At 68.7% G+C, this 25,779-nt stretch carries 28 protein-coding genes; 15 read left to right on the forward strand and 13 right to left on the reverse strand.

From position 1 onward, the window contains the following. Positions 1 to 48 precede the first annotated feature (48 nt). Complete coding sequence (locus FHW85_RS19890; protein WP_167258050.1) at positions 49 to 927, forward strand: LysR family transcriptional regulator; 879 nt, start codon at positions 49 to 51, stop codon at positions 925 to 927. A gap of 13 nt (positions 928 to 940) precedes the next feature. On the opposite strand, the gene FHW85_RS19895 is transcribed toward FHW85_RS19890, so the two are convergent. From FHW85_RS19895 to FHW85_RS19915, 5 genes are all read right to left on the reverse strand, one after another. Next, positions 941 to 2,335, reverse strand: coding sequence for a replicative DNA helicase (locus FHW85_RS19895; RefSeq protein ID WP_167258048.1), 1,395 nt, complete (start codon positions 2,333 to 2,335; stop codon positions 941 to 943). Between the two features lie 257 nt (positions 2,336 to 2,592). Further along, positions 2,593 to 3,042 (reverse strand): 50S ribosomal protein L9, encoded by a 450-nt coding sequence (gene rplI, locus FHW85_RS19900; RefSeq protein ID WP_168649430.1) that lies wholly within the window; start codon positions 3,040 to 3,042, stop codon positions 2,593 to 2,595. Between the two features lie 160 nt (positions 3,043 to 3,202). After that, positions 3,203 to 3,433, reverse strand: a complete 231-nt coding sequence (gene rpsR, locus FHW85_RS19905) for a 30S ribosomal protein S18 (RefSeq protein WP_131150740.1) — start codon at positions 3,431 to 3,433, stop codon at positions 3,203 to 3,205. Between the two features lie 14 nt (positions 3,434 to 3,447). Next, the gene (rpsF, locus tag FHW85_RS19910; protein ID WP_167258044.1) at positions 3,448 to 3,885 is read right to left on the reverse strand and encodes a 30S ribosomal protein S6; all 438 of its coding nucleotides are present in this window, start codon (positions 3,883 to 3,885) and stop codon (positions 3,448 to 3,450) included. Between the two features lie 304 nt (positions 3,886 to 4,189). Then, positions 4,190 to 4,516, reverse strand: coding sequence for an iron-sulfur cluster assembly accessory protein (locus FHW85_RS19915; protein WP_168649431.1), 327 nt, complete (start codon positions 4,514 to 4,516; stop codon positions 4,190 to 4,192). A 166-nt stretch (positions 4,517 to 4,682) separates the two neighbouring features. Here FHW85_RS19915 and asnS point away from each other — a divergent pair, with 166 nt between their 5' ends. The 7 genes from asnS to FHW85_RS19950 all read left to right on the forward strand — a co-directional run bounded on the left by asnS (position 4,683) and on the right by FHW85_RS19950 (position 10,907). Further along, positions 4,683 to 6,083 (forward strand): asparagine--tRNA ligase, encoded by a 1,401-nt coding sequence (asnS, locus tag FHW85_RS19920; RefSeq protein WP_167258040.1) that lies wholly within the window; start codon positions 4,683 to 4,685, stop codon positions 6,081 to 6,083. Between the two features lie 8 nt (positions 6,084 to 6,091). Continuing rightward, a complete protein-coding gene (locus FHW85_RS19925; RefSeq protein WP_167258038.1) occupies positions 6,092 to 6,964 on the forward strand; it encodes a MalM family protein in 873 nt (290 codons plus the stop codon). 42 nt (positions 6,965 to 7,006) lie between these two features. Then, positions 7,007 to 7,321, forward strand: a complete 315-nt coding sequence (locus FHW85_RS19930) for a hypothetical protein (RefSeq protein ID WP_167258036.1) — start codon at positions 7,007 to 7,009, stop codon at positions 7,319 to 7,321. Positions 7,322 to 7,403: 82 nt separating this feature from the next. Continuing rightward, the gene (locus FHW85_RS19935; RefSeq protein ID WP_167258034.1) at positions 7,404 to 8,195 is read left to right on the forward strand and encodes an SDR family oxidoreductase; all 792 of its coding nucleotides are present in this window, start codon (positions 7,404 to 7,406) and stop codon (positions 8,193 to 8,195) included. A gap of 157 nt (positions 8,196 to 8,352) precedes the next feature. Next, the gene (locus FHW85_RS19940; RefSeq protein ID WP_168649432.1) at positions 8,353 to 9,804 is read left to right on the forward strand and encodes an aldehyde dehydrogenase; all 1,452 of its coding nucleotides are present in this window, start codon (positions 8,353 to 8,355) and stop codon (positions 9,802 to 9,804) included. 12 nt (positions 9,805 to 9,816) lie between these two features. Further along, the gene (gene can / locus FHW85_RS19945; RefSeq protein ID WP_167258030.1) at positions 9,817 to 10,485 is read left to right on the forward strand and encodes a carbonate dehydratase; all 669 of its coding nucleotides are present in this window, start codon (positions 9,817 to 9,819) and stop codon (positions 10,483 to 10,485) included. Beyond that, positions 10,482 to 10,907 (forward strand): Rid family hydrolase, encoded by a 426-nt coding sequence (locus FHW85_RS19950; protein ID WP_168649433.1) that lies wholly within the window; start codon positions 10,482 to 10,484, stop codon positions 10,905 to 10,907. Before can ends, FHW85_RS19950 begins: the two co-directional genes overlap by 4 nt. 215 nt (positions 10,908 to 11,122) lie before the next feature. Here FHW85_RS19950 and FHW85_RS19955 read toward each other — a convergent pair whose 3' ends face one another. The 4 genes from FHW85_RS19955 to FHW85_RS19970 form a co-directional block, all read right to left on the reverse strand. Further along, complete coding sequence (locus FHW85_RS19955) at positions 11,123 to 11,335, reverse strand: hypothetical protein (protein ID WP_167258026.1); 213 nt, start codon at positions 11,333 to 11,335, stop codon at positions 11,123 to 11,125. Between the two features lie 191 nt (positions 11,336 to 11,526). After that, the gene (gene hutG / locus FHW85_RS19960) at positions 11,527 to 12,306 is read right to left on the reverse strand and encodes an N-formylglutamate deformylase (protein ID WP_168649434.1); all 780 of its coding nucleotides are present in this window, start codon (positions 12,304 to 12,306) and stop codon (positions 11,527 to 11,529) included. 107 nt (positions 12,307 to 12,413) lie between these two features. Continuing rightward, positions 12,414 to 13,760 carry a glutathione-disulfide reductase gene (gene gorA, locus FHW85_RS19965; protein WP_168649435.1) on the reverse strand — a complete coding sequence of 449 codons (1,347 nt, stop codon included), beginning with the start codon at positions 13,758 to 13,760 and terminating at the stop codon, positions 12,414 to 12,416. An 80-nt stretch (positions 13,761 to 13,840) separates the two neighbouring features. Continuing rightward, a complete protein-coding gene (locus FHW85_RS19970; protein WP_167258020.1) occupies positions 13,841 to 15,100 on the reverse strand; it encodes an FAD-dependent oxidoreductase in 1,260 nt (419 codons plus the stop codon). Positions 15,101 to 15,159: 59 nt separating this feature from the next. Here FHW85_RS19970 and FHW85_RS19975 point away from each other — a divergent pair, with 59 nt between their 5' ends. From FHW85_RS19975 to FHW85_RS19995, 5 genes are all read left to right on the forward strand, one after another. Continuing rightward, positions 15,160 to 16,434, forward strand: coding sequence for a hypothetical protein (locus FHW85_RS19975; protein WP_246866829.1), 1,275 nt, complete (start codon positions 15,160 to 15,162; stop codon positions 16,432 to 16,434). Between the two features lie 75 nt (positions 16,435 to 16,509). Next, positions 16,510 to 17,883 carry a hypothetical protein gene (locus tag FHW85_RS19980; protein ID WP_246866830.1) on the forward strand — a complete coding sequence of 458 codons (1,374 nt, stop codon included), beginning with the start codon at positions 16,510 to 16,512 and terminating at the stop codon, positions 17,881 to 17,883. 167 nt (positions 17,884 to 18,050) lie between these two features. Further along, positions 18,051 to 18,548, forward strand: coding sequence for a C40 family peptidase (locus FHW85_RS19985; RefSeq protein WP_168649474.1), 498 nt, complete (start codon positions 18,051 to 18,053; stop codon positions 18,546 to 18,548). Positions 18,549 to 18,845: 297 nt separating this feature from the next. Further along, a complete protein-coding gene (locus FHW85_RS19990) occupies positions 18,846 to 19,307 on the forward strand; it encodes a MarR family transcriptional regulator (protein ID WP_168649436.1) in 462 nt (153 codons plus the stop codon). Between the two features lie 51 nt (positions 19,308 to 19,358). Further along, a complete protein-coding gene (locus tag FHW85_RS19995; RefSeq protein WP_167258014.1) occupies positions 19,359 to 19,799 on the forward strand; it encodes an organic hydroperoxide resistance protein in 441 nt (146 codons plus the stop codon). Positions 19,800 to 19,871: 72 nt separating this feature from the next. On the opposite strand, the gene FHW85_RS20000 is transcribed toward FHW85_RS19995, so the two are convergent. After that, positions 19,872 to 20,357, reverse strand: a complete 486-nt coding sequence (locus FHW85_RS20000; RefSeq protein ID WP_167258012.1) for a peptidylprolyl isomerase — start codon at positions 20,355 to 20,357, stop codon at positions 19,872 to 19,874. 222 nt (positions 20,358 to 20,579) lie between these two features. Then, complete coding sequence (locus FHW85_RS20005; protein WP_168649437.1) at positions 20,580 to 21,806, reverse strand: MFS transporter; 1,227 nt, start codon at positions 21,804 to 21,806, stop codon at positions 20,580 to 20,582. 156 nt (positions 21,807 to 21,962) lie between these two features. On the opposite strand from FHW85_RS20005, the gene FHW85_RS20010 reads away from it, so the two are divergent. Both FHW85_RS20010 and FHW85_RS20015 read left to right on the forward strand, forming a co-directional pair. Further along, positions 21,963 to 22,631, forward strand: coding sequence for a class I SAM-dependent methyltransferase (locus FHW85_RS20010; RefSeq protein ID WP_168649438.1), 669 nt, complete (start codon positions 21,963 to 21,965; stop codon positions 22,629 to 22,631). A gap of 104 nt (positions 22,632 to 22,735) precedes the next feature. Then, positions 22,736 to 24,061, forward strand: a complete 1,326-nt coding sequence (locus FHW85_RS20015) for a DEAD/DEAH box helicase (RefSeq protein ID WP_168649439.1) — start codon at positions 22,736 to 22,738, stop codon at positions 24,059 to 24,061. Positions 24,062 to 24,167: 106 nt separating this feature from the next. Here FHW85_RS20015 and rimJ read toward each other — a convergent pair whose 3' ends face one another. Next, a complete protein-coding gene (rimJ, locus tag FHW85_RS20020; protein WP_168649440.1) occupies positions 24,168 to 24,713 on the reverse strand; it encodes a ribosomal protein S5-alanine N-acetyltransferase in 546 nt (181 codons plus the stop codon). Further along, positions 24,710 to 25,555, reverse strand: coding sequence for an S-formylglutathione hydrolase (fghA, locus tag FHW85_RS20025; protein ID WP_168649441.1), 846 nt, complete (start codon positions 25,553 to 25,555; stop codon positions 24,710 to 24,712). Before fghA ends, rimJ begins: the two co-directional genes overlap by 4 nt. Positions 25,556 to 25,779 lie beyond the last annotated feature (224 nt).

The raw sequence follows: 25,779 nt of genomic DNA on the forward strand, positions 1-25,779 counted from the left end.
CACGGGCACGCCGGCACCATCTGTCGCCGGCACAAGGAAAGCTTGCGCATGAAGTCAGGCGATTGGTCACTCGACGATCTGGCCCTGGTGCGCGCCATCGCGGCGCACGGCAGCCTGGCCGGCGCGGCGCGCGAACTGGGCGTGGATCACTCCAACGCGTTCCGCCGCCTCGGCGCGCTGGAAGCGCGCACCGGCGTTACGCTGTTCCGCCGCAGCCGCCGCGGCTACGAAGCCACCGATGCGGGCGAACTGGCCGCGGCCGCCGGCGAGCGCGTGCTGGCCGAGACCGCACTGCTGGCGCGCGAACTGCAGGGACACGACCAGCGCGTGCAGGGGCTGCTGCGCATCACCGCGCCGGACACCCTGGTGCGCCACGTGGTGGAACTGTGCAACGCGTTCGAGGCGCAGCACCCGTCGGTGCGCTTCGAGCTGGTGATCAACAACGCCTTCCTGACCTTGCAGAAGCGCGATGCGGATGTCGCGCTGCGACCGGCGCGCACGTCGCCCACCGGGCTTTCCGTGCGCAAGCTGGCGCCGATCGCCACCGCCGTGTACCAGGCCAAGGGCAGGCGCGGGACGGCGAACAAGGAGCGCTGGATCGGCCTGGGCGATGCGCTCGCCCATCTCGATGCCGCGCAGTGGCTGCATGCGCATGTCGACCCGTCGCAGATCGCCATCGTGGTCGACACCCTGCCCGCCGCGCTCGCCGCCTGCGAGGCCGGCATGGGGCGTGCGCTGCTGCCGTGCTTCCATGCCGAAGCGTCGTCCAAGCTGCGCCGCCTCGGCGCGCCGCTGGCGGAGGTGCAATCGCAGCTGTGGTTCGTCACGCATCCGGATCTGCGCCGCTCGACCCGCGTGCGGCTGTTCCGCGATTTCACCCAGGGCTGGGTGCAGCGGCACGCGGCGGATTTCTGGCCGGCTGCCTGAGCCGGCGCCGCGCTTACTCGAACGCCCCGACGAAGGAATCCGGCGCGTAGTTCATGAACTTGGTGTAGTGGCCCAGGAAGGTCAGCTTCACCGTGTCGGTGGGGCCGTTACGCTGCTTGCCGATGATGATCTCGGCCAGGCCCTTATCCGGCGATTCCTTGTTGTAGTAGTCGTCGCGGTAAATGAACATGATCACGTCCGCGTCCTGCTCGATAGCGCCGGATTCGCGCAGGTCCGACATCATCGGACGCTTGTCGGCGCGCTGTTCCAGCGAGCGGTTGAGCTGCGACAGCGCGATCACCGGACAGTTGAGTTCCTTGGCCAGGCCCTTCAGCGAGCGCGAGATCTCGGAGATCTCGGTGGCGCGGTTTTCCTTGTTGCCGGGCACCTGCATCAGCTGCAGGTAGTCGATCACGATCAGGCCCAGGCCGCCGTGTTCGCGGTGCAGGCGGCGCGAGCGCGAGCGCATTTCCACCGGCGAGAGGCCGGGCGTGTCGTCGATGAAGATCTTGGCTTCGGACAGCAGCGCGATCGCATTGGTGACGCGCGGCCAGTCCTCTTCGGCCAGGTCGCCGTTGCGCAGGTGCTGCGCATGGATGCGGCCGACCGAGGAAATCATGCGGAAGGCCAGCTGCGAGGCCGACATTTCCATCGAGAAGATCGCCACGGCCTTCTTGGCGCCCAGCGCGGCAGCCTCGGCGATGTTCACCGAGAACGCGGTCTTGCCCATCGAGGGGCGCGCCGCGACGATGATCAGGTCCGACGGCTGCAGGCCCGAGGTGAGTTCGTCCAGGTCGGTGAAGCCGGTGGAAATGCCGGTGAGCTGCCCGCGGTTTTCGTAGCGCTCGGACAGGATGCGGAAGGCGTCCTTCACCGCCTCGCGCATCGACACGGTGTCCTTCTTGCCGCGTGCGCCGGACTCGGCGATCTTGAACACGCGCTGCTCGGCGCTTTCCAGCACCTCCTGCACGCTGCGGCCTTCGGGCTGGTAGCCGTCCTCGGTGGTTTCGGTGCCGGCGTCGATCAGCTGCCGCAGGATCGACTTCTCGCGCACGATGTCGGCATAGGCGCCGATATTGGCCGCGCTCGGCGTGGCATTGGCCAGTTCCACCAGATACGTGGCGCCGCCGACCAGCTCGGCCAGGCCGTTGGCCTCGAACCAGTCGCCCAGGGTCACTGCGTCGCAGGGCATGCCCTTGTTGGCCAGCTCGGTGATGGCGCGCCAGATCAGGCGGTGGTCCTTGCGGTAGAAATCGCGCTCGCCGAGGCGGTCGGCCACCTTGTCCAGCGAATCGGGCGACAGCATCAGGCCGCCCAGCACGGCCTGCTCGGCGTCGATGGAATGCGGCGGCACGCGCAGCGCCTCGATGGCGGAGTTGCCGTGCTTGCGATCGGGGGCAAAGGACATCGAGTCTCCTCGCGAGTTGCCGGGCGAGTCCGACCAACGCGGATCGTCGCCATCAGAGGATACGCGGCGTTTTCTCATGCGACGAGACCATAACTCTGTGGATAACTTGTGGGAAAGCTGGGAATAGAGAATGGGGAATAGGGAATCGGACCACCAAGGCGACGCAGCCTCGATGATCTGTTACCCATTCCCTATTCCCCGCCCCAAGAAAAAGGGCGCCGCAAGGCGCCCTTTTTCTTGGGGCTCAGGGGACCGGCTTACTTCTCGCCGATCACCGTCACCTTGACGGTCGACTGCACGTCGGCGTGCAGCGCGACGATCACTTCGAACTCACCGGTGGTGCGGATCGGGCCTTCGCCCTGGATCACTTCGTTCTTGTGGACGTCGTGGCCGGCGGCCTGCAGGGCGTCGGCGATCTCGCGCGGACCGACCGAGCCGTACAGCTTGCCTTCCGGGCTGGCATTGACGGTGATGGTCACCGCCACGTCGGCCAGCTTGGCCTGGCGCGCGGTGGCGTCGGACAGCTGCTTGTTGGCCTTCGCTTCGTACTCGGCGCGGCGCTTCTCGAAGCTTTCGAGGTTGGCGGCGGTGGCCGGCGCGGCCTTGCCCTGCGGCAGCAGGTAGTTACGGCCGTAGCCCGGCTTCACCTTGACCTTGTCGCCCAGGTTGCCGAGGCCGCGGACTTTCTCGAGGAGGATCAGATCCATGGTTTATTCCTTTTCGTTAGCGCCGGAGAGTGGCCCGGCGCAGCCGTGGACGGGTGTCCGAAATGTCTGGGAATAGGGAATGGAGAGTCGGGAATCGGAGAGCGGCGCCGCGAACCGGCGAACCTGTTCTCTATTCCCTACTCCCTATTCTCCGCCACGCTCAGACGTCGTGGTTGTCGGTGTACGGCAGCAGCGCCAGGAAGCGCGCGCGCTTGACCGCGGTGGCCAGCTGGCGCTGGTAGCGCGCCTTGGTGCCGGTGATGCGGCTCGGCACGATCTTGCCGTTCTCGGTGATGTACTGGCGCAGCGTGTTGAGATCCTTGTAGTCGATCTCCTTCACGTTTTCGGCCGTGAAGCGGCAGAACTTGCGGCGGCGGAAGAACTTGGACATGGCTGTGCTCCTGATCAGTCGTCGCTGTCGCGATCGTTGTCGTTGCGGCTGCTGCGACGGTCGTCGCTGCCTTCACCGTCGCTGTCGTCGTCGCGGCGGCGCGAGGACTTGGCGTCATCCTTTTCCTTGGACTTCAGGATGAAGGACGGCTCGGTGTCGGCGGCGTCGCGCTTGATCACCAGGTGGCGCAGCACGGCGTCGTTGAAGCGGAAGCCCGACTCCAGCTCGTTCAGCGCGTTCTGGCCGACTTCGATGTTGAGCATGACGTAGTGAGCCTTGGCCAGGTTCACGATCGGGTAGGCCAGCTGGCGGCGGCCCCAGTCTTCCAGGCGGTGGATCTTGCCGCCGTCGGTCTCGATCAGCGCCTTGTAGCGCTCGATCATGGCCGGGACCTGCTCGCTCTGGTCAGGGTGGACCAGGAACACAACTTCGTAATGACGGAGAGTCGTCATTGGTAGGTAACTCCTTGCGGATGCGGCCCTTTCGGGGCCTGGCAGCCTCCCGCCGGATGCGGTGAGGCAAGGGCCTGCCCGGACCTTTTTCGCCTGGGCAGAAGCGGAATTGTAAACAACTGCGGGGATTTACCGCAAGCAGGGCGACTGGAGTGTATGAAAGCCCCCAGATGAGAGCCTTCCTCCCGCCGGGAAAAGGTGGCGGCAGCCGGATGAGGGTACGGGCGGAGCGGTGCACATCACTCTTGCGCTCCGGCCGTACCCTCACCCCAACCCCTCTCCCAGAGGGAGAGGGGCTCTAAATTCAGGAGACGGTGAAACTCTCGCCGCAGCCGCACTCGCCGGTGGCGTTGGGGTTGTGGAACACGAAGGCCGCGTTGAGGCCCTGGCGCTGGAAGTCGATCACGGTGCCGTCCACCAGGGGCAGGCTCTTGGCATCGACGATCAGGCGCACGCCGTCCACGTCCAGCGCCTGATCCTCGGCGGAGACGCTGGCGGCCAGGTCCACCACGTAGGCGAAGCCCGAGCAGCCGGTGCGCTTGACGCCGAAGCGGATGCCGGCGGCACCCGGCGTGGTGGCCAGGAAGTGGCGCATGCGTTCGCTGGCGGCGGGGGTGATGCTGATGCTCATGGCGGGAACTGATGGCACGAAATGGGGATCGGAACGTCGCGGTCCGGACGAAGCCTACATTATGATGCAGGTTTGCCCCCGGCGCTGCGATGCGGCGGGGCATCCAGGCCCGGTCCTACAACGATTACATGTGCCAGATGCGGCACCCCAGCAGGAGTTTCAATCCATGACGGTGGTCAGTGTCAAACAGGCCCTCTCCGGCAAGCTCGAGGCCGGCAGCAAGGTGACGGTCCGGGGCTGGGTGCGTACCCGGCGCGACTCCAAGGCCGGCCTGTCCTTCGTCAATATCACCGACGGCTCCTGCTTCGCCCCGATCCAGGCCGTGGTGCCGGCCACCCTGGCCAACTACGAAACCGAGGTGAAGCACCTCACCGCCGGCGCCGGCCTGATCGCCAGCGGCACCCTGGTGCCCTCGCAGGGCCAGGGCCAGAGCTTCGAGCTGCAGGCGGACCGGATCGAGGTCACCGGCTTCGTCGACGACCCCGAAACCTATCCGATCCAGCCCAAGCAGCACTCCATGGAGTTCCTGCGCGAGGTCGCCCACCTGCGTCCGCGCACCAACCTGTTCGGCGCGGTCACCCGCGTGCGCCACACGATGATGACGGCGATCCACCGCCACCTCACCGAGCAGGGCTTCTTCTGGATCAACACGCCGATCATCACCACCTCCGATGCCGAAGGCGCCGGCGACATGTTCCGCCTGTCCACCCTGGACCTGGCCAACCTGCCGCGCACGCCCGACGGCAAGATCGATTTCCGCAAGGACTTCTTCGGGCGCGAGGCCTTCCTCACCGTGTCCGGCCAGCTCAACGTCGAGGCGTACGCGCTGGCGATGAGCAAGGTCTACACCTTCGGGCCCACCTTCCGCGCCGAGAACTCCAACACGCCGCGCCACCTGGCCGAGTTCTGGATGGTCGAGCCGGAGATCGCCTTCGCCGACCTCGCCGCCGACGCCGACTGCGCCGAGGCCTTCCTCAAGGCCATCTTCAAGGCCGTGCTGGACGAGCGCGCGGACGACATGGCGTTCTTCGCCGAGCGCGTGCTGCCGGAAGCGGTCACGCGCCTGGAGAACTTCATCGCCCAGCCGTTCGAGCGCATCGACTACACCGACGCGGTGGAGATCCTGAAGAACTGCGGCCAGAAGTTCGAATTCCCGGTGGCCTGGGGCATCGACCTGCAGACCGAGCACGAGCGCTACCTCGCCGAGAAGCACGTCGGCCGCCCGGTGGTGGTGATGAACTACCCGGAACAGATCAAGGCCTTCTACATGCGCCTCAACGACGACGAGAAAACCGTCGCCGCAATGGACGTGCTGGCCCCCGGCATCGGCGAGATCATCGGCGGCAGCCAGCGCGAGGAACGCCTGGACTACCTCGACCGCCGCATGGCCAAGTTCGGTCTCGATGCCGCCACCTACGGCTGGTACCGCGACCTGCGCCGCTACGGCAGCGTGCCGCATGCGGGCTTCGGGCTGGGCTTCGAGCGCCTGCTGGTTTACGTTTGCGGTCTTGCCAACATCCGCGACGCCATCCCCTACCCGCGCGCCGCGGGCACCGCCGAGTTCTGATCTCGAAGATGCGCTCCAGCCGACTGCTTCTCGCTCCGTTGCTTGCCCTGGGCCTGCTGGCCCTCGGCGCCTGCCACCAGGTCAAGAAGCTGGTGCCGCCGAACTTCCGGCCGCCGGAAGACAGCAGCACCGCGCTTGAGCAGGCCAAGGCCACGCTGCAGCAGGCCACGCCCTGCTGCAGCAGCTATGCCGACTTCTCGTTCCAGACCCTGCTGCCGTGGGAACCCAAGCGCTTCGAGCTGGGCCCGGGCAGCCTGGTCGCCAGCATCAACGGCGAGCGCAGCTACTTCATCAGCTTCCGCCTGCCGCCGGACAGCAAGCTGCCGTACCGCATCGCGATCAAGTCCGAATTGAACGGCCGCTGGCTGCGCGCCAGCTATCTGTTCGGCCCCACCGTCACCTTGCTCGACGAAGCCTTCCAGCCGATCAGCAGTGAAGACGTCACGCTGTGCGAGCACATGGGCTGGACCAGCGAGACCACCGGCGCGTTCGGCAGCGTCAAGGTCACCAGCAAGCAGGCGCGTTACCTGGTGCTGTACAGCTCGGCCAAGCAGCAGGCCGGAAGCACGTATTGGGAGCAGTCGCCGGCGGCGTTCTCCGCCGAGGCGCCGGTGAAGATGGCCGCCGCGGGCAGCTTCACCATTCCGCATGGGCCGGACGGCTCGGTGTGGGTCGGCCTGATGAACAGCACCTTCGCCGATGCGGTGGACAGCGCCATCTGCGGCAAGGCGGCGAAGGGCGACGGCGTGCTCAACACGCTGCGCACCGCGCTGCCGGTGCCGCTGTGGCCCGGCGCGGATGCGGCAGCCAAGCCCGGCACGATCAATACGCCGGCGGCCGACACCCCGGCCAAGTCCGACGACACCGCCAAGCCGCACTGATCGTCCGCGCCGACGCTTACGCATACCCCCGGAATCACCCGCATGCTCACGCTCTATCTCTCGCTTCTGCTCGCCGGCGTGGTGTTCTTCCTGCTGCATTTCTTCGCGCAGCTGCGCATCGCCAAGCGGCTGCGCGATCACCATCCATCGCAGTGGAAGATCATCGCCGAGACGGAAACCGGCCGCGCCGGCCTGTTCGGCATCTGGATGCGGCTGCAGCTCGCGCTGCGTTCGCCGATCCTGCCCGCGCTGGAAGATGCCACCGTCACCCGCTGGCGACGGGTGTGGCGCTACGCTTCGTGGGGCGCATGGCTATGCTGGTTCGCCGCGCTGGCCCTGCAGTGGATGGCGCGCTGATTCGCCGATCGCCATCCGATCACCGCTGGCAACCGGGCCGGCTATAGGCCGATAACAGGGCCGATAACAGGAGAGCGTCGTCATGCAGCTGGATCTGAGCGGGCGCCACGCCCTGGTGTGCGGAGCCTCGCAAGGCATCGGCCGCGCCGCCGCCGTCGAACTGGCCGCCCTCGGCGCCAATGTCACCCTGCTGGCGCGTTCCGCCGAAGCGCTCAAGGCGCTGGCCGCCGAACTTCCGCGCACGCATGCCGCGCAACTGCACCGCTGGCAGGCGGCCGACATGCTCGATACCGCCAAGCTGCTTACCGCCGCCACCGACACCGTCGCGGCGGAACCCGTGCAGATCCTGATCAACAACACCGGCGGCCCGCCGGGTGGCACGGCATACACCGCCGAAGGCGCGGCGTTCGAGGCGGCGTTCCGCCAGCATCTGCTGGCCGGCCAGGCGCTGGTGCAGTCGGTGCTGCCGGGCATGCGCGACAGCGGCTACGGCCGCATCGTCAACGTGATTTCCACCTCGGTGAAAGAACCGATCCCGGGCCTGGGCGTGTCCAACACCATCCGCGCCGCCGTCGCCGCCTGGGCCAAGACCCTGGCCGGCGAACTGGCCGCCGACGGCATCACCGTCAACAACGTGCTGCCGGGCTATACCCGCACCGCGCGCCTGGACGGCCTGCTGGATACGCAGGTCGCCAGCAGCGGCCGCAGCCGCGAGGAACTGGAGCGCGGCATGCTGGCCACGGTGCCGGCGCGCCGCTTCGGCGAGCCGGAGGAAATCGCCTCGGTCATCGCCTTCCTGTGCACGCCCGCGGCGGCTTACGTCAACGGCGTGAGCATCGCGGTCGATGGCGGCCGCACGCGCGCGTTGGCGTGAAGAGCGGGGAATGGGGAACGGGGAATAGGGAACGGGGAAATGAAGAGCCCGGTTCTCGCATTGCTCGCACGTTCCCCGTTCCCTGTTCCCCGCTCCACCCCAAGCCATACCCCAGCGTCCGGTGCATTGAGGAGCCTCAAGGATTAAGCTTCCCAGGATGCCCAGCCTGCGCCTCGCCAACCTGATCGACGGTCGCCTGCAGGCGCCGCGCCAGGATCGCTGGCTCGATGTGTTCGAGCCGGCCAGCGGCGAGGTTTTCGCGCATTGCCCCGATTCCAGCGCCGACGATGTCGAGGCCGCGGTTGCCGCCGCGCACGCCGCCGCACCCGCCTGGGCCGCCACGCCGAGCGAACAGCGCGCCCGCCTGCTGCAACGCCTGGCGGATCTGGTCGAAGCACGCCTGGACGCATTCGCCGCGCTGGAATCGCGCGACAGCGGCAAGCCGCTGAGCCTGGCGCGCAGCCTCGACATCCCGCGCGCGGTCAGCAACCTGCGCTACTTCGCCGCGGCGATCGTGCCGTGGAGCAGCGAGTCGCACGCGATGGAGCTGGGCGCGATCAACTACACGCTGCGCCAGCCGCTCGGCGTGGTGGGCTGCATCAGCCCGTGGAACCTGCCGCTGTACCTGTTCACCTGGAAGATCGCGCCCGCGCTGGCCGCCGGCAATGCGGTGGTGGCCAAGCCGTCGGAGATCACGCCCTGCACCGCCGCCCTGCTCGGCGAGCTGAGCATCGAGGCCGGCTTTCCGCCGGGCGTGCTGAACATCGTGCAGGGCCGCGGCCCCAGCGTGGGGCAGGCGCTGGTCGAGCATGCGCAGGTGAAGGCGATTTCCTTCACCGGCAGCACGCGCACCGGCGCGCAGATCGCCGCCGCGGCCGCGCCGCGCTTCAAGAAGCTGTCGCTGGAACTGGGCGGCAAGAATCCGGCGATCGTGTTCGCCGATGCGGACTTGAGCGAGGCCAACCTCGACACCATCGTGCGCTCCGGTTTCGCCAACCAGGGCGAGATCTGCCTGTGCGGTTCGCGCCTGCTGGTGCAGCGTTCGATCTACGACGATTTCCGCGCACGCTATCTGGCCAGGGTGCGCGCGCTGCGCGTCGGCGATCCGCGCGACGCATCCAGCGATCTCGGCGCGCTGGTCTCGCGCGAGCATTTCGAGAAAGTCATGGGCTGCATCGAGCAGGCCCGCGCGGAGGGCGGCCAGGTGCTGTGCGGCGGCGAGTCGCTCGCCCTGCCCGGCCCGCTCGCCGGCGGCTGGTACGTGGCGCCCACGGTCGTCGAAGGCCTGGCGCCGGAAGCGGCCACCAACCAGCACGAGATCTTCGGCCCCGTGGTCAGCCTGATCCCGTTCGACGACGAAGACGAGGCGCTGGCGATCGCCAACGGCACCGGCTACGGCCTGGCCGCCTCGCTGTGGACCGCCGACCTCTCGCGCGCGCACCGCTTCGGTGCGCGGCTGGACGTCGGCATCGTCTGGATCAACTGCTGGCTGCTGCGCGACCTGCGCACGCCATTCGGCGGCACCCGGCAATCCGGGGTCGGCCGCGAAGGCGGCGTCGAGGCGCTGCGTTTCTTTACCGAACCCAAGAACATCTGCATCCGCTACTGAAGAGGCCTCGCCTTGAACAGCCCCCTGCAAGACCTGCTCGACAGCAACCGCCGCTGGTCCGCCGCCGTACGCGGCGAGGACCCGCACTTCTTCGAACGCCTCGCCCAGCAGCAGGCGCCGAAGTACCTGTGGATCGGCTGCTCCGATTCGCGCGTGCCGGCCACGCAGATCGTCGACCTGCCGCCGGGCGACATCTTCGTGCAGCGCAACGTCGCCAACGTGGTGTCGCATACCGACCTCAACTGCCTGAGCACGATCCAGTTCGCGGTGGACGTGCTGAAGGTCGAACACATCCTGGTGGTCGGCCACTACGGCTGCGGCGGCGTGCAGGCGGTGCTGGACGACCGCCGCCTGGGCCTGGTCGACAACTGGCTGCGCCACGTGGCCGACGTCGCGCAGAAGCACACCGGCATGCTCGCCTCGCTGGACCTGATGCAGCTGCGCAATACGCGCCTGTGTGAACTCAACGCGATCGAGCAGGTGGTCAACGTCTGCCACACCACCATGGTGATGGACGCGTGGGAGCGCGGGCAGAAGCTGTCCGTGCACGCCTGGTGCTACAGCCTGTTCGACGGGCACATCAACGACCTCGGTCTACACGTGAGTTCGCGCGAGCAGTTGTATCCGGCCTACCAGGATGCGCTGCGGCGCCTGACCACCGGCCCGGCCCTGCCGCGATGAACGACGGCGTCGTCCGCACCGACCGCGCGCCCGCCCCGGTGGGCGCGTATCCGCACGCGCGGCGCGTGGGCAACCTGCTGTTTCTCTCCGGCGTGGGTCCGCGCATGCCGGGCAGCAACGGCATTCCCGGCAATGTCACCGATGCCGACGGACGCCTGCTCAGCTACGACATCGAGGCGCAGTGCCGGCAGGTGTTCGCCAACGTGCGCCACGTGCTGGAAGCCAGCGGCGCGCGCTGGGAAGACCTGGTCGACGTCACCGTCTTCCTCACCGACATGGCGCGCGACTTTCCGATCTACAACCGCCTCTACGCGGAATACTTCGCCGGCGTCGACGCCTGCCGCACCACGGTGGGCATCACCGACCTGCCGACGCCGATCGCGATCGAGCTGAAGTGCATCGCGGCGTTGTCCTCGAAATAGTTGAATGTGGGTCCTTCTCCCTCCGGGAGAAGGTGGCGGCAGCCGGATGAGGGTTCGGCCGGAGCGGCGCACATCACTCTTGCTACTCCGCCCGTACCCTCACCCCTCTCTCCCACGGGGACTACCTTCGGGTCGCCGGGGGGAGAGGGGCTTCAAGCGCGCAAAGAAAAGCCCCGGCGGCCTGAGCCCCGGGGCTTCGATCCACCGACCTGCGCTCAGGGCGTGGTGGTGGTGGCCGGCATGGCGCTCTTCTTGGAGCTCTTGGAGCCCTTCGCGGCCTTGTGGCCCTTGCTCTTGGAATGCTTGGCGTGATGCGTCGCCGACTTGGTCGTGCCCGTCTGCGGCGCGGCCGCGCCATCCTGGGCGAACGCCGATCCGGTAAGAGCCATACCCGCGATCAGCAGAGAAACGATGGCCAGTTTGCGCATGGGGAAAACCTCGAAAGCTTTTTAAGTCGCCGCGGGCCCGGCCGGAACCCGGCGTCGCGGGTGGCGCGGCGGGTTTACCTTGGCACGTTCCGCGCCGCGCTGGAACCGGAAAATCAGCGCGCGCCGTGCATGCAAACACCGCGCGCTTATTGACTTTCCGCTGGCGCGTTACCGGTCGAAATTCCTTGCGCTTACGCCACGCACAGGCGCAGCAGCGAGAGGATCAGCGGCTGCAGCCGCGTGGCCTTCGCCTCGTCGTAGGCGAAGCTTTCCTCGTCCATGTAATTGAGCTGGGCCAGCTCCAGCTGCACGGTCTGCACGCCCTGCTCCGGCCGCGCGTAGTGCCGCGTGATGTAGCCGCCCTTGAAGCGGCCGTTGACCACGCAGACGTAGTCGGACTGCGCCTTCAGGCAGGCCGCCAGCTGCGCCTGCAGCGCGGGCGTGCAGCTGGCGCCGTCGGCGGTGCCGAGATTGAGGTCGGGCAGCCGGCCTTCGAACAGCATCGGTACGCGGCTGCGGATCGAATGGCCTTCCCACACCACCACGCGGCCGTGCGCCGCCAGCAGCCGCGCAATTTCCTGCGCGAGCGCCTGGTGATACGGACGCCAATAATCGTTTACCCGCTGTTGAACTTCCGCCGCATCGGGCTCCTGTCCGTCCAGATACAGCGGCTCGCCGTCGAAGCCGATGGTGGAGACCAGGCCCGTCTCGCGCTGTCCCGGATACAGCGCATGCCCGTCGGCCGGGCGATTGAGGTCGACCACATAGCGCGACGCCTGCGGACGGATCACGCTCGCGCCGAGCAGTTCGGCCAGCGGCTGGTACAGGCGGCCGACGTGCCAGTCGGTGTCCGGCGCGCGGCGCGCATGCGGATGCAGGCGCGCCGCGATCGGCTCGGGAATGAAGCTGCCGTCGTGCGGCAGGCTGATCAGCAGCGGAGCGCTGCCTCGATGCAGGGTGTAGGTATCCATCGGCGCAGTGTACCGGCGGCACCGCCGTAGGTTGGAGTGAGCGCAGCGAACTCCAACAGACCGCGCATGGGGAATGCCACGTCGGGGTTCGCTGCGCTCGCCCCAACCTACGACATCAGCACCAGCTCTTCGCCGGAGCTGGGATGGATCGCCACCGTGGCGTCGAGGTCGCGCTTGCATGCGCCCATCTTCACCGCCACCGCGAAGCCCTGCAGCATCTCGTCCGCGCCCGGCCCCAGCACGTGCACGCCGGCCACGCGCTCGTCCGCGCCGACGCAGACCAGTTTCATCAGGGTCTGCCCGTGCAAGCCGGCCAGCGACCACTGCATCGGCGTGAAGCGGCTGCGGTAGACGCGCACGCTGTCGCCGAACTTCGCGCGCGCCTGCGCCTCGGTCAGGCCCACCGCGCCCAGCGGCGGCTCGGAGAACACCACGCTGGGCACGTCGTCGTAGTCGAGCTTCGCCTCGTTCATGCCGCCGAACCAGCGGTCGGCCAGGCGCCGCGCCGCGGCCACCGCCACCGGCGTGAGCGCGAGGCGGCCGGTGACGTCGCCGAGCGCGGCGATGCCGGGCACGTTGGTGTTCTGCCAGGGGTCGGTGAGCACGTGGCCGAGGCCGTCGCAGCGCACGCCGGCGGCGTCGAGATCGAGCCGCTCGGTATTCGGCACGCGGCCCAGCGCCCACAGCACGGCGTCGTAAGGACCGCGTTCGCCGCAGCTGGCGTCGTCCAGCACGATCGCGTCGCCGTCGCGGCGCGCACCGGCGATGCGCGCGCCATCGGCGAAGGTGATGCCCTGGGTGCGCATGTGCTCTTCCAGCGAAGCGACCACCTCGTCGTCGAAGCTGCGCAGCATGCGATCGCGCACATGCAGGGTCACCTCGCTGCCCAGCGCGCGCAGCAGGCCGGCGAATTCCACCGCGATATAGCCGCCGCCGACGACAGCCATGCGCCGCGGCAGTTCGCGCAGCCCGAACATGTCGTCGGACACCAGCCCCAGCTCGAAGCCCGGCAGCGGCGGGCGCTGCGCGCGCGCGCCGGTGGCGATCACGATCTGCGGCGCGCGCAGCTCGGCGCCGCTGTCGGTGGCGATGGTGTCCGGCGCCACGAAGCGCCCGGCTTCACGCAACCAGTGCACGCCGGCGGCGGCGAGGCGCTCTTCGTAGCGCAGCTTGATGCCGTCGATATAAGCCAGCCGCCGCTGCCGGAAATGTTCCCAGTCGAACCGGCCCGGCCCGCCTTCGAAACCGTAGGGACCCGCCAGTTGCATCGCATGCGCGAGCTGGGCGGCGAACCACAGGGATTTTTTCGGCACGCAGCCGACATTGACGCAGGTGCCGCCCAGCGCGCCGGGATCCAGCAGCGCCACGCGCGCGCCGTGCCGCGCCGAGCGGAAGGCCATGGCCAGTCCGCCGGAGCCGGCGCCGAGCACGATCAGGTCGTAGGTGTCGGCCATGCGTCGAGGTTCCTCGCCATCAAGCTGCGGTACGAAACGGGGCAAGCTAACGGCCGCTGCTGTAAGTCCACGTCAAGGACTCACAGGCCGAAGCGTGCCGGGGCATACGGCGCCGGATCGATCGCCGGCGCGCCGCGCCCGGCCAGCGCGGCGACCAGTTCGCCGGTGGCCGCCGACATGCTCACGCCGAGCATGCCGTGCGCAGTGGCCAGCAACAGGTTCGACCAGCGCGTGCTCGGGCCGATCAGCGGCACCTCGTCCATGCTCATCGGCCGCCAGCCCCACCATTCTTCCACCACCTCCGGGCCTTCCGGCTCGCGCAGCGCGGCGGCCGCGCCGCGGCGCAGCGCATCCAGGCGCGTGCGGTTCAGGCCTTCGGCATAGCCGGAGAATTCCATGGTGCTGCCCAGGCGATAGCCGCTGCCCCAGGTGGTGACGCACACCGCCGCCTCGCGCAGCACCAGCGCATGGCGCGGCGCCCGTTCCGGACGGGTGTAGGTGATCGAATAGCCCTTGCCCGGCTGCATCGGCAGGCGCAGGTCCAGCAGCTTGCCCAGCAGCGGCGACCAGGCGCCCAGCGCCATCACCACCTGCTCGCCATGGAACACGCCGCGGGTGGTGCGCACGTGCGAGATGCGGCCGCCCTGCAGGCCGAACTGGTCGATGCGCGCGCCGCTCTCGATCACGCCGCCGAGCTCGCGCACGCGGCGCGCCAGTTCAGCCGCGTAGCGGTTGGGCCGCAGCTGCGCATCGCCCGGGTGGAACAGGCCACCCGCCACGCCGGGCAGCAGGGCCGGCTCCAGGGCTTCCACCGCGTCGCCGCGCAGGCGTTCCACTTCGATGCCAAGGCGGTCCAGCACCTGGGCGTGATGGCGCTCGTCGGCCTCCATCTGCGCGCGGCCGCGGTAGACATAGAGCTCGCCGCCGGGCACGAATTCGCAGTCCAGCGCCTCGTCGCGCACCAGCGCTTCGAGCAGCCCGCGCGAGCGCTGCAGGATCGCCGAGCGGGCCCGCGTGGCGCGTTCGAAATCGCGCCAGTTGCAGCGCCGCGCGAAGCCCAGCAGCCAGCGCAGCCGCTCCGGGTCGGGCCGGGGGTTGAGATAGAGCGGCGCGTCGGCGCGGAACATCGAGCGCAGCGCCACCCCGACCATGCCCGGCATCGCCAGCGGCGCCGCGTGGCTGGGCGTGATGGTGCCGCAGTTGCCGTGCGAACTGCCGCAGCCGGGCGTCCCCTGCTCCAGCACGCGGACCGAGGCGCCGGCCCGCAACAGGTAATAGGCACTGGCGAGGCCGATCACGCCGCCGCCGAGGATCAGAACATCACTGCGCGAAGCATCCATACGGGCTATTGTAGCGGCGCGAGGCTGCTCCCCCGCCGGCCTCGTATCCGGGGGTAGGCATGGACATGCAGCTGGGCGTGGCGCGCCGGTACCTGCGGCTGGGCCTCGCCATGGGATTGGGCTTATGCAGTGCCGGCTTCGCCGCGGCCGCCGGCCACCCGGCGCAGGCGCGCGACCTGTACGCCGAGCTGCAGCCACTGAAGTCCGACCTGCAGCGCTACCAGCACTTGGCCGACGCCATCCCGCGCCTGGAACACGACGACCGCATCATGCCGCTGCAGCTGCTGGCCGCGGTCGAGGACGAGCTGGGGCTGTACGACGAAGCGATCCGCGACTTCCCGTTCGACAACCGCGTGAGCTACGAAGGCGAGCTGCCGCAGCCGGAGCAATGGCGCGCGGACGATGCCGCCGAGGTCATCGCGAAGCTCGCCGCGGACCGGCGCATCGTGATGATCAACGAGGCCCACCACGACGGCCACACCCGCGCGCTCACCCTGGCCCTGCTGCCGCGCCTGCGCGCCGCGGGCTTCACTCATTTCGCCGCCGAGGCGCTGCACGACGGCGATCCCGAGCTGGCCAGGCGCGGTTACCCGATTCCCGCCAGCGGCAGCCAGTACCTGCACGAACCGCTGTACGGCGAGATCGTGCGGCAGGCGCTGAAGCTGGGCTTCGTGGTGGTGTCCTACGAGTCGGACGCCAACACCGCGGGCGAACGCGAAAGCGGCCAGGCGCGCCAGCTGTATCGCAAGGTATTCGCGGCCGACCCCAAGGCCAGGCTGTTCATCCATGCCGGCTACGCGCATATCGACAAGGCGCCCGGCAATCTCGGCGCCGGCGTGCAGCCGATGGCGATGCAGCTGAAGCAGCTGACCGGCTTCGATCCGCTCAGCATCGACCAGACCCGCTGGCGCGATATCGGCGTGAAGCTGGACAACGATCCGTATCGCCAGCTGCTCGCGCTCTACAGACCCGAGCGCGCGGTGGTGCTGGTGCGCCGCGACGACGGCAGCGCCTGGAGCGCCGACCGCACGCGCCACGACGTCGACGTGATCCTGCCGCCGCCCGGCCACCAGCGCCGGCCGCGCTGGCTCACCCTGGACGGCAAGCGCAGTTCGCGCCTGATCACCACCGACCTGTGCGCGGGGCATATCCCCTGCGTGGTGGAAGCGCGCCATGCGGACGAGAACGACGACGCGATCCCCGCCGACCGTTTCGCCTTCCTCGCCGCGGACGGGATGAGTTCGCTTTATCTGTATCCGGGCAAGTACGTGCTGCGCGCCGCGGATGCGCAGGGCCGCACGCTGGCGGAGCGCAGGCTGGAGGTCGCTCCCTGACAGGGTTTGTTGCAGTGCTTTTGCATTTTTCGTTTCGGTGCAACTAGCTTTCACGCATCAAGGGGGAACGGATTCATGCCATCGAGTCACCGGGTTTCGCGCATGGCCGCGGCCATCTGCTGTGCGTTCGGACTGCTGTACGGCGGCGCGGCGCGCGCCAGCGACATCGACCCTTCCACGCTCGCCTTGCTGCGCGAGCTCAAGCCGCTCACCGACGACCTGGCGCGCTACCGCTATCTGCTGGTGGCCATGCACAAGCTGCCGCTGAACCAGCGCCTGGTGGCCAAGCAGCTGCTGGCCACCACCGAAAGCGAGCTGGGCCTGTACAGCCAGGCGCTGCGCGATTTCCCCATCGACAGCCGCAAGGTCTACAGCGATCCGCTGCCCGCGATCGGCGACTGGCAGGCGGTGGATGCCGCCACGGCGATCACCCGCCTCGCCACGGGGCGCCGGCTGGTGCTGATCAACGAGGCGCACCACGATCCGCACACGCGCGAGCTCACCCTGGCCCTGCTGCCGCGCCTGAAGGCCGCCGGCTTCACCCACTTCGCGGTGGAGGCGCTGGGCGACGACGACACCGGACTGGCCAGGCGCGGCTATCCGCTGACGAACAGCGGCAGCGAATACCTGCACGAGCCGCTGTACGGCGAGCTGGTACGCCGCGCGCTGCAACTGGGCTTCGTGGTGGTGCCGTACGAATCGGACAACTCCTCCACCGCCGGGCGCGAAACCGGCCAGGCCAAGAACCTCTACAAGCGCGTGCTCGCCGACCATCCGCAGGCGCGCCTGTTCGTGCATGCCGGCTACGCGCATATCGACAAGGCCAAGGGCCGGCTGGGCTGGGCCGCGCCGATGGCGGCCGAGCTGGCGCGCTTGAGCGGCATCGAGCCGCTGTCGATCGACCAGACGCAGTTCCGCGAAGCCAATCCGCGCGTGCCGCATGCGGCTTATGACCAGCTGGTGGCGGCCTTCCATCCCACCGTGCCGATCGTGCTGGAGCGCAAGCCCGAAGCCGGCGCGACCGGCGCGGCGGCCTGGAGTTCGGATCCGACGCTGCACGACGTGTCGGTGATCCTGCCGCCCGACGGCAACGCCCCGAAGGACGCCAAGGCCGTGCCCGGCTGGTACACGCTGGACGGTGCGCTGATTCCCGCCAAGCCCCCGGGTGAAGACGAGAAGCGCCCCGACTGGCTGGGGCTGGGCGGGCAGCGGCTGCCGCTGGCCGTCGACGGCGGCCTGTGCAAGGAGAAATTCCCCTGCCTGGTGGAGGCGTTCTACGCGAAAGAAGCCGACACGGCCGTGGCCGCGGACCGCTTCGCCTTCCTGGACGCCGACGCGCAGAGCGCGCTCTACCTGTTCCCCGGCGACTACCGGGTGCGCGTACGCGATGCGGACGGCAAGGTGCTGGAGGAGCGGGCCGTCACCGTCGCCAGAACGCCGGTGAAGTGAGCGGCGATCTCAATCGCTGTCGAGCCTCAGATCAACCCTCAAGACTTCCATCCAACTTATTGATTTGCTAGCCTCGCGCCGTCGCTCGCCAGGGAATTCCGATGCGCCAGGCCAACGCCGCCCCGACCACCTGCCCGCCGCTCGCGCTGCGGCATGCGGCGCTGGCCATGGTGCTGCTGGCGCTGGCGGCCTGCTCCAGCGCGCCGCGACGGCCGCAGCCCACCTATAAGGAATCGCGCTCCGCGCTGGCCAATCTGCCGGCGCGCGCGCCGGACGGCGCCGCGGGCACGGCCAACGACGTGCTGTTCCGCGCCATCGCCCTGGTCGGCACGCCGTACCGCTGGGGCGGCAATACGCCGGACGGTGGCTTCGACTGCAGCGGCCTGGTCGACTACATCTATCGCCAGGCGGCCGGCCTGCAGCTGCCGCGCACCTCGCGCGAGATGTCGGCCATGAGCGGCCACCGGGTCGGCACCATGACCGACCTGATGAGCGGCGACCTGGTGTTCTTCGGCAGCGGCAGCGGCATCAGCCATGTCGGCGTCTACGTCGGCAAGGGGCGCTTCGTGCATGCGCCCAACAGCGGCGGCACGGTGCGGCTGGACGATATCGACGGTCCGTACTGGAAGGACCATTTCGCCTTCGGCAAACGGCTGCTGGATTGAAGCGGGGAACGGGGAACGGGGAACAGGGAATTTATGGAGTGATACGAGGCTGAAGGCCGCGCTCTCCCTCATGCTCCTCGCTCCTCGCTCCTCGCTCCTCGCTCCTCGCTCCTCGCTCCTCGCTCCTCGCTCCTCGCTCCTCGCTCCTCGCTCCTCGCTCCTCGCTCCCCGTTCCCCGTTCCCCGTTCCCCGTTCCCCGTTCCCCGTTCCCCGCTCCCCGCTCCCCCGTCCCGACTATCGCTCCGATTGAAAAATTCAATTGTACACAATTGAATTTTGCGCCTAAGGTTCGTCCCCATGAAGACCGCCAAGCCCTCCACCAGCCCGGACATCCTGCTGCTCGACCAGCAGCTCTGCTTCGCGCTCTACGCCGCCTCGCGCGCCGTGACCGCGGCGTACCGCCCGCTGCTGGAGTCGCTGGACCTCACCTATCCGCAGTACCTGACCATGCTGGTGCTGTGGGAGCAGGACGGCGTGACGGTGCGCGAACTGGGCCGCCGCCTGCAACTGGACTCCGGCACGCTCACCCCGCTGCTCAAGCGCCTGCAGCAGGCCGGCCTGGTCTCGCGCGAGCGCCGCAGCAGCGACGAGCGCGAAGTGGAAATCCGCCTGACCCCGGCCGGCCGCGAGCTGCGCGCGTCGGCCGAATCGATCCCCGCCTGTCTGGCGGCCCGGCTCTGCATGGAGCCCGACGACATGCGCCGCCTGCGCGACGAGTTGCGAGAACTCGCCGCGCGGGTACTGAGCACCGACGCCTGACCTTACCCATCACCCACCCCGCACCACATCACACCCACCGAGGAAACGATCATGAGCAACGGCACTGTCAGCAAGATCCTCTACACCGCCACCGCCACCGCCCACGGCGGCCGCGAAGGCCACATCAAGAGCAGCGATGGCGTGCTCGATTTCGACCTGAAGGTGCCGAAGGAACTCGGCGGCCCGGGCGGCCACGGCAGCAACCCGGAACAGCTGTTCGCCGCCGGCTATGCGGCCTGCTTCGAAGGCGCGGTGCGCTACGTGGCGCGCGAGCAGAAGGTGGCGCTGAAGGATGCCTCGGTCACCGCCCAGGTCGGCATCGGCCCGCGCGAGCCGACCGGCTTCGGCATCGCAGTGAAGCTGGAAGTGAGCCTGCCGGGCATCGACCGCGAGGTGGCGCAGAAGCTGATCGATACCGCGCACAGCGACATCTGCCCCTACTCGCACGCCACCCGCGGCAATGTGGACGTACAGATCACCCTGGCCGCCTGATCGGCCCACCGCCAGGCGAAAAAAAAACGGCGCCCCAGGGCGCCGTTTTTCATGCCGTCGCGAACGCAGCGCTCAGTGCGCCTCGGCGCCCGGCGGATGCGCGTGGCCGTGCTGGATTTCTTCCTCGCTGCCATCGCGCACTTCGTTGACGGTGACGTCGAAGTGCAGCGTCTTGCCGGCCATCGGATGGTTGAGGTCCACGTCGACCGCGCTCATGCCCACCTTGTGCACCACCACCACGCGGTGGCCGCCCTGCTTCAGCGCCAGCACGGTGGTGTCGCCGGCCTTCAGCTTCTGGCCGTTCTGGAAATACTTCTTGGGCACGCGCTGGATCTGGCCTTCCTGGCGCACGCCGTAGCCTTCCTCCGGCGCCACTTCCACCTGCAGCTGGGCGCCGGCCTCGTGGCCGTCGAGCGCCTTCTCCAGGCCGGGGATCAGCTGGCCATGGCCCAGCAGCACCCACAGCGGCTCGTTGCGATCGAGCGAGCTTTCCACTTTCTCGCCGTCCACCGTCAAGGTGTAGTGGAGCGAGATGACCTTGTCCTTGCCAGCCTTCATTGCCTGTCTCGTGATGTGCGAAAAGACGACATTCTAGCAGAGGCCTTGAACCCCTCTCCCTCTGGGAGAGGGGTTGGGGTGAGGGTACGGGCGGAGCGCAAGGGTGGAGCACACCGCTCCGGCCGAACCCTCATCCGGCTGCCGCCACCTTCCTCGCTCCTCAAAGCAGAGCACATCCATGTGCTCTCCCCGCGTGCTCCCGAGGGGAGAAGGATTCCTCCGTCAGCGTTCGCCGAAGCCCACGCCCTGCTTTTCGGGCCCCAGCCACACCAGCAAAGCCAGGATCAGCGCAATCCCGGCGATCCACGCGCCCATGGCGAAGGCCAGGTCGCCGCCGCGCCACTCGGAGATCAGGTTCTGCGCATTGGCCGTATAAGCCGCCAGCAGGTTGCCCAGCTGGTAAGCCACCCCGGGCAGGGTGCCGCGCACGGCGTCGGGCGACAGCTCGTTCAGATGGGTGGGCACCACGCCCCAGGCACCCTGCACCATCACCTGGATCAGGAAGGCGCCGACCGACAGCCACAGCATCGAGCCGCCGTGCATCCATAGCGGAATCACCGGAATGGCCAGCAATGCCGCGGTCATCATGGTGCGCCGCCGCCCGTAGCGTTCCGACAGGCCGCCGAAGAACAGGCCGCCGAACATGGCGCCGAGATTGAGCATGGCCACCAGCAGGAAGGCCGCGCCGGAGCCGGTCGGCAGGTGCAGCACCTCTTCCTCGAAGGTGTGGTACAGGTCCTGCGAGCCATGGCTGAACATGTTGAACGCGGCCATCAGCAGGGTGAGGTAGAAGGCCAGCTTCCAGTGGCCGCGCATCTGCTCGAACAGGCCGCGCCTGGCGCGCTCCCCGCGTCCCGCTTCCCACACCGGCGATTCCGGCACGCTGGCGCGGATGTACACCACCAGCAGCGCCGGCGCGGCGCCGACGATGAACAGTCCGCGCCAGCCGATGTGATCCACCAGCAGCCAGTTCACCAGCGCGCCGAGAAAGAAGCCGCATGGATACCCGCTCTGCAGCAGCCCCGAGACCAGCCCGCGCGTACGCGCCGGAATGCTCTCCATCGCCAGCGACGCGCCCAGGCCCCATTCGCCGCCCATCGCCACGCCGAACAGAAAGCGCAGCGCCAGGAATACGGTGAGCGTGGGCGCGAACGCGGTGGCCAGTTCGAACAGCGAGAACAGCACCACGTCGATCATCAGCACCGGCCGCCGTCCGTAGCGGTCGGCCAGCCGTCCGAACAGGAAGGCGCCGAGCGGCCGCGCCGCCAGGGTGAGGAACAGGCCGTACAGCACCTGCGCCTTGTCGGCGTGGAATTCCTTGGAGACCGCCACGATCACGAAGGTCAGCAGGAAGTAGTCGAACGCATCCAGCGTCCAGCCCAGGAAACTCGCCAGCACGGTGTGGCGCTGCGTGGAATTCAGTTCGCGCAAGGGCTCGAACAGGCGCATGGAAGCTCCATCGATGGCGGCGAGTGGCGCCACAAGACACCAATGCGCTCCCCGGTGCAAGACCGCTCCCGCCCGGTACGGAACATTCACGCCATGCCAATGGAATCGCTGCAGGGCGGAGGCTAGTCTGCGGGACCCGGAATTTTTTGCGGACCGATGGCTTCCCTCTCGCACCGAGACATCGCCGCCTGCTACGACAGCCGTTTCCAGCGCGGCTACGTGCGCGGCAAGCTCGCTTCCGATCCGGTCTATGCGGCCACCGCGCAGGCCATCGGCGGCAGTGCCCTGCCCCTGCTCGACATCGGCTGCGGCATCGGCCTGCTCGGCCTGTACCTGCATGCGCGCGGCATGCTGCCGCGCTACCTGGGCCTGGACCGCGACGAGCGCAAGATCGCCGAAGGCCGCGCCGCGGTACGCCGCGCGGGGCTGCAGAACGCGATCGAGCTGCGGACCTCGGACGCCGCTGCGCTGCCCGAACTGCGCGGCCACGTGGCGCTGCTGGACATGCTGCATTACCTGCCGCGCGAGGCGCAGGCCGCGCTGCTGCAGGCGGCGATCGGCCGGCTCGCTCTCGGCGGCGCGCTGGTCATCCGCAGCGTGCTGCGCGACCGCAGCTGGCGGTTCCACGCCACGCGGGCCGAGGAACTGTGGTTGCGCGTAAGCGGGCTGATCCGCGGTGGTGCCCAGCACTATCCCTCCTCAGAGGAGCTGCGCGGGCCGCTGGAAGCCGCCGGGCTGGCGGTTTCCGTGAGTCCCCTGTTCGGCTACACCCCGTTCAACAGCTACCTGCTGGTGGCCCGCCGGCCCGGTCAGGCAGCGGCGTAACAATTCGGTTATACTCGGCGGCGCGGCAACCGCCGCCCTCCCCTACTGAACACTGCAACGCGGTTCGCAAGACGCTCCGGGTTGCGCCTCTGGAGCATCCATACATGTCTTTCGAATCGCTGGGCCTCGCGCCCGCGTTGCTGCGTGCGCTTGCCGAACAAGGCTACGCCAACCCCACCCCCATCCAGGCCGGCGCCATTCCGGTGGTGCTGGAAGGCCACGACCTGCTCGCCGCCGCGCAGACCGGCACCGGCAAGACCGCCGCGTTCGCGCTGCCGCTGCTGCACAAGCTGTCCTCGGCCCGCCCGGCCGCCACGCGCCGTCCGCATGCGCTGGTGCTCACCCCCACCCGCGAGCTGGCCGCCCAGGTCAACGACAACCTGCGCGACTACGGCCGCCACCTGCGCGTGAGCAGCACCACCATCTTCGGCGGCGTCAGCATGGGCCCGCAGATGCAGGCGCTGCGCCGCGGCGTCGACGTGGTGATCGCCACGCCGGGCCGCCTGATCGACCACATGCAGCAGCGCAGCGTCGACCTGTCCGGCATCGACACGCTGATCCTGGACGAAGCCGACCGCATGCTCGACATGGGCTTCCTGCCGGCGCTCAAGCGCATCCTCGCGGCGCTGCCCAGGCAGCGCCAGACCCTGCTGTTCTCGGCCACCTTCGCGCCGCCGATCAAGGCGCTGGCGATGCAGTTCATGCACGAGCCGCGCGAGGTGTCGGTGACGCCGCCCAATACCGTGGCCACCACGGTAAGCCACCACGTGCATCCGGTGGACGCCGCGCGCAAGCGCGACCTGCTGCTGCACGTGCTGGCCCAGGACAGCCGCCGCCAGACCCTGGTGTTCAGCCGCACCAAGCACGGCGCCGACAAGCTGGTGCGCTACCTGGAAGCCGCCGGCCTGCGCGCCGCCGCCATCCACGGCAACAAGAGCCAGAACGCGCGCACCCGCGCGCTCAGCGATTTCAAGACCGGCCGCATCACCGTGCTGGTGGCCACCGATATCGCCGCGCGCGGCATCGACATCGACCAGCTGCCGATCGTGATCAACTTCGACCTGCCGATGGTGGCCGAGGACTACGTGCATCGCATCGGCCGCACCGGCCGCGCGGGCGCCGACGGCCTGGCCGTGTCGCTGGTGAGCCACGACGAATCCGGCCTGCTGCGCGACATCCGCCGCCTGCTCAAGCAGGAAATCGCCATCACCGACGTGGCCGGCTTCGAACCCTCGCAGCCGCTGCGCCTGGATGCCGGCGCGCCGCGCCCGGTGCAGGGCCAGCGCCAGCCGCAGGGCCAGCGCCAGCAGCGTCCGTCGCGGCCGGCGCCGTCGCATCGTCCGCACGGACATGCGCAGCAGGGCAGCGCCGAGCGCGCCAGCGACGGCAACCACAAGCGCCGCCGCCGTCGTCCCGCCGCTAAGGCCTGAACAACGCGAAAGCACGAAGTAGGTTGGGGTGAGCCGCAGGCGAACCCCAACACGACCACGCTCCTGCGTTTCGCGCTGTTGGGGTTCGCCTGCGGCTCACCCTAACCTACCCTCTGGGATGGATCAGCGAAGTGAGCACGTGGTCCTCCCACTCGCCGCCGATGCACAGATAGCGCTTCGCATAACCCTCGCGCTCGAAGCCCAGCCGCTCCAGCAGGCGCCCGCTGCGTTCGTTGCGCGGCATGTAGTTCGCCATCACGCGATGCAGCCCCAGCGGACCGAACGCCCAGGCCAGCCCGCTCTCCAGCGCTTCGCGCATCAGGCCCTGCCCCTGCCAGCGCTGCGCCACGGCGTAGCCGAGATGGCAGGCCTGGAACACGCCGCGCACCAGGTTGGCGAGATTGAACGTGCCGATCACTTCGCGCTCGTCGTGGCCGAGCACCAGGAAGGCGTAGCCGCGGTCGAGCCGGATCGCTTCGCGCCAGTCCGCGATGGTCTGCGCGCTATGGCCCAGCGTGTAGTAGCGCTCCTCGCGCAGCGGTTCCCACGGCGCCAGATGCGCGCGGTTCTCCATGCGGAAACGCCACAGCGCGGCCGCATCCGCTTCGCTGGCGTGGCGGATGCGCGTGCGCGGCGTCAGCAGGATGGTCATGCCTCCAGCGCCCGCGCGTGGTGGCGCAGGTGGTCCTCGATCAGGCTGGCGATGAACCAGTAACTGTGGTCGTAGCCGGCGTGGCGGCGCAGCTGCAGCGCCTGGCCGGATTCGGCGCAGGCCTGGTCGAACAGTTCCGGGCGCAATTGCTCGGCCAGGAATTTATCCGCCTCGCCCTGGTCGATCAGGATCTCGCCGCCGAACGTGCGCTCGCGCACCAGCTCGCAGGCGTCGTACGCCGCCCACGCGGCGGGGTCTGCGCCGAGATAGCGCGGCAGCGCCTTGCGCCCCCACGGCACCTGGGTGGGCGCGACGATCGGCGCGAACGCCGACACCGAGCGATAGCGCTCGGGATGCTTCAGTGCGATGGTCAGCGCGCCATGCCCGCCCATCGAATGGCCGCAGATGCCGCTGCGTTCCAGCTCCACCGGAAAGTGCCGCGCCAGCAGCGCGGGCAGTTCGTCCGCCACATAGCTGTGCATGCGGAAGCGCGAGGACCACGGCGCCTGCGTGGCATCCACGTAGAAGCCTGCGCCTTCGCCGAACTCCCAGTCGCCGGTGGCGCCTTCGATGCCGGTATCGCGCGGGCTGGTATCCGGCATCACCAGCACCAGGCCCAGCTCCGCCGCGACGCGCTGCGCGCCGGCCTTGATGGTGGCGGTCTCCTCGGTGCAGGTCAGGCCGGCCAGGAAGTACAGCACCGGGCAGGCGCGCAAAGCGGCCTGCGGCGGCTGGTATACCGCGAAGCGCATCGGGCCGCCGCAGCTTGCCGACGAGTGGCGGTAGAAGCCCTGTATGCCGTTGAAGCTGCGGTGTTCGGTAACGGTTTCGATCTCGGACATACGTCTTCCTTCATCCATCGCGTCGCGGCCACGCATGATAAGCAGAAGCCGCTCTCCCACCGGCCTGATCAGAGTCGAATCTCAGCCGGGCGTCCCAGGCTCGTCATTCCGGCGCAGGCTGCAATGACGGGAAAAAACGGTACGGCGGAGTGCGGCGCCCCGCTCCGCCCGCACCCTCATCCGCCTGCCGGCACCTTCTCCCAATGGGAGAAGGGTTAGCCCCT

Source organism: Dyella sp. SG609, assembly GCF_012275375.1.
Lineage (GTDB): Bacteria > Pseudomonadota > Gammaproteobacteria > Xanthomonadales > Rhodanobacteraceae > Dyella_D > Dyella_D marensis.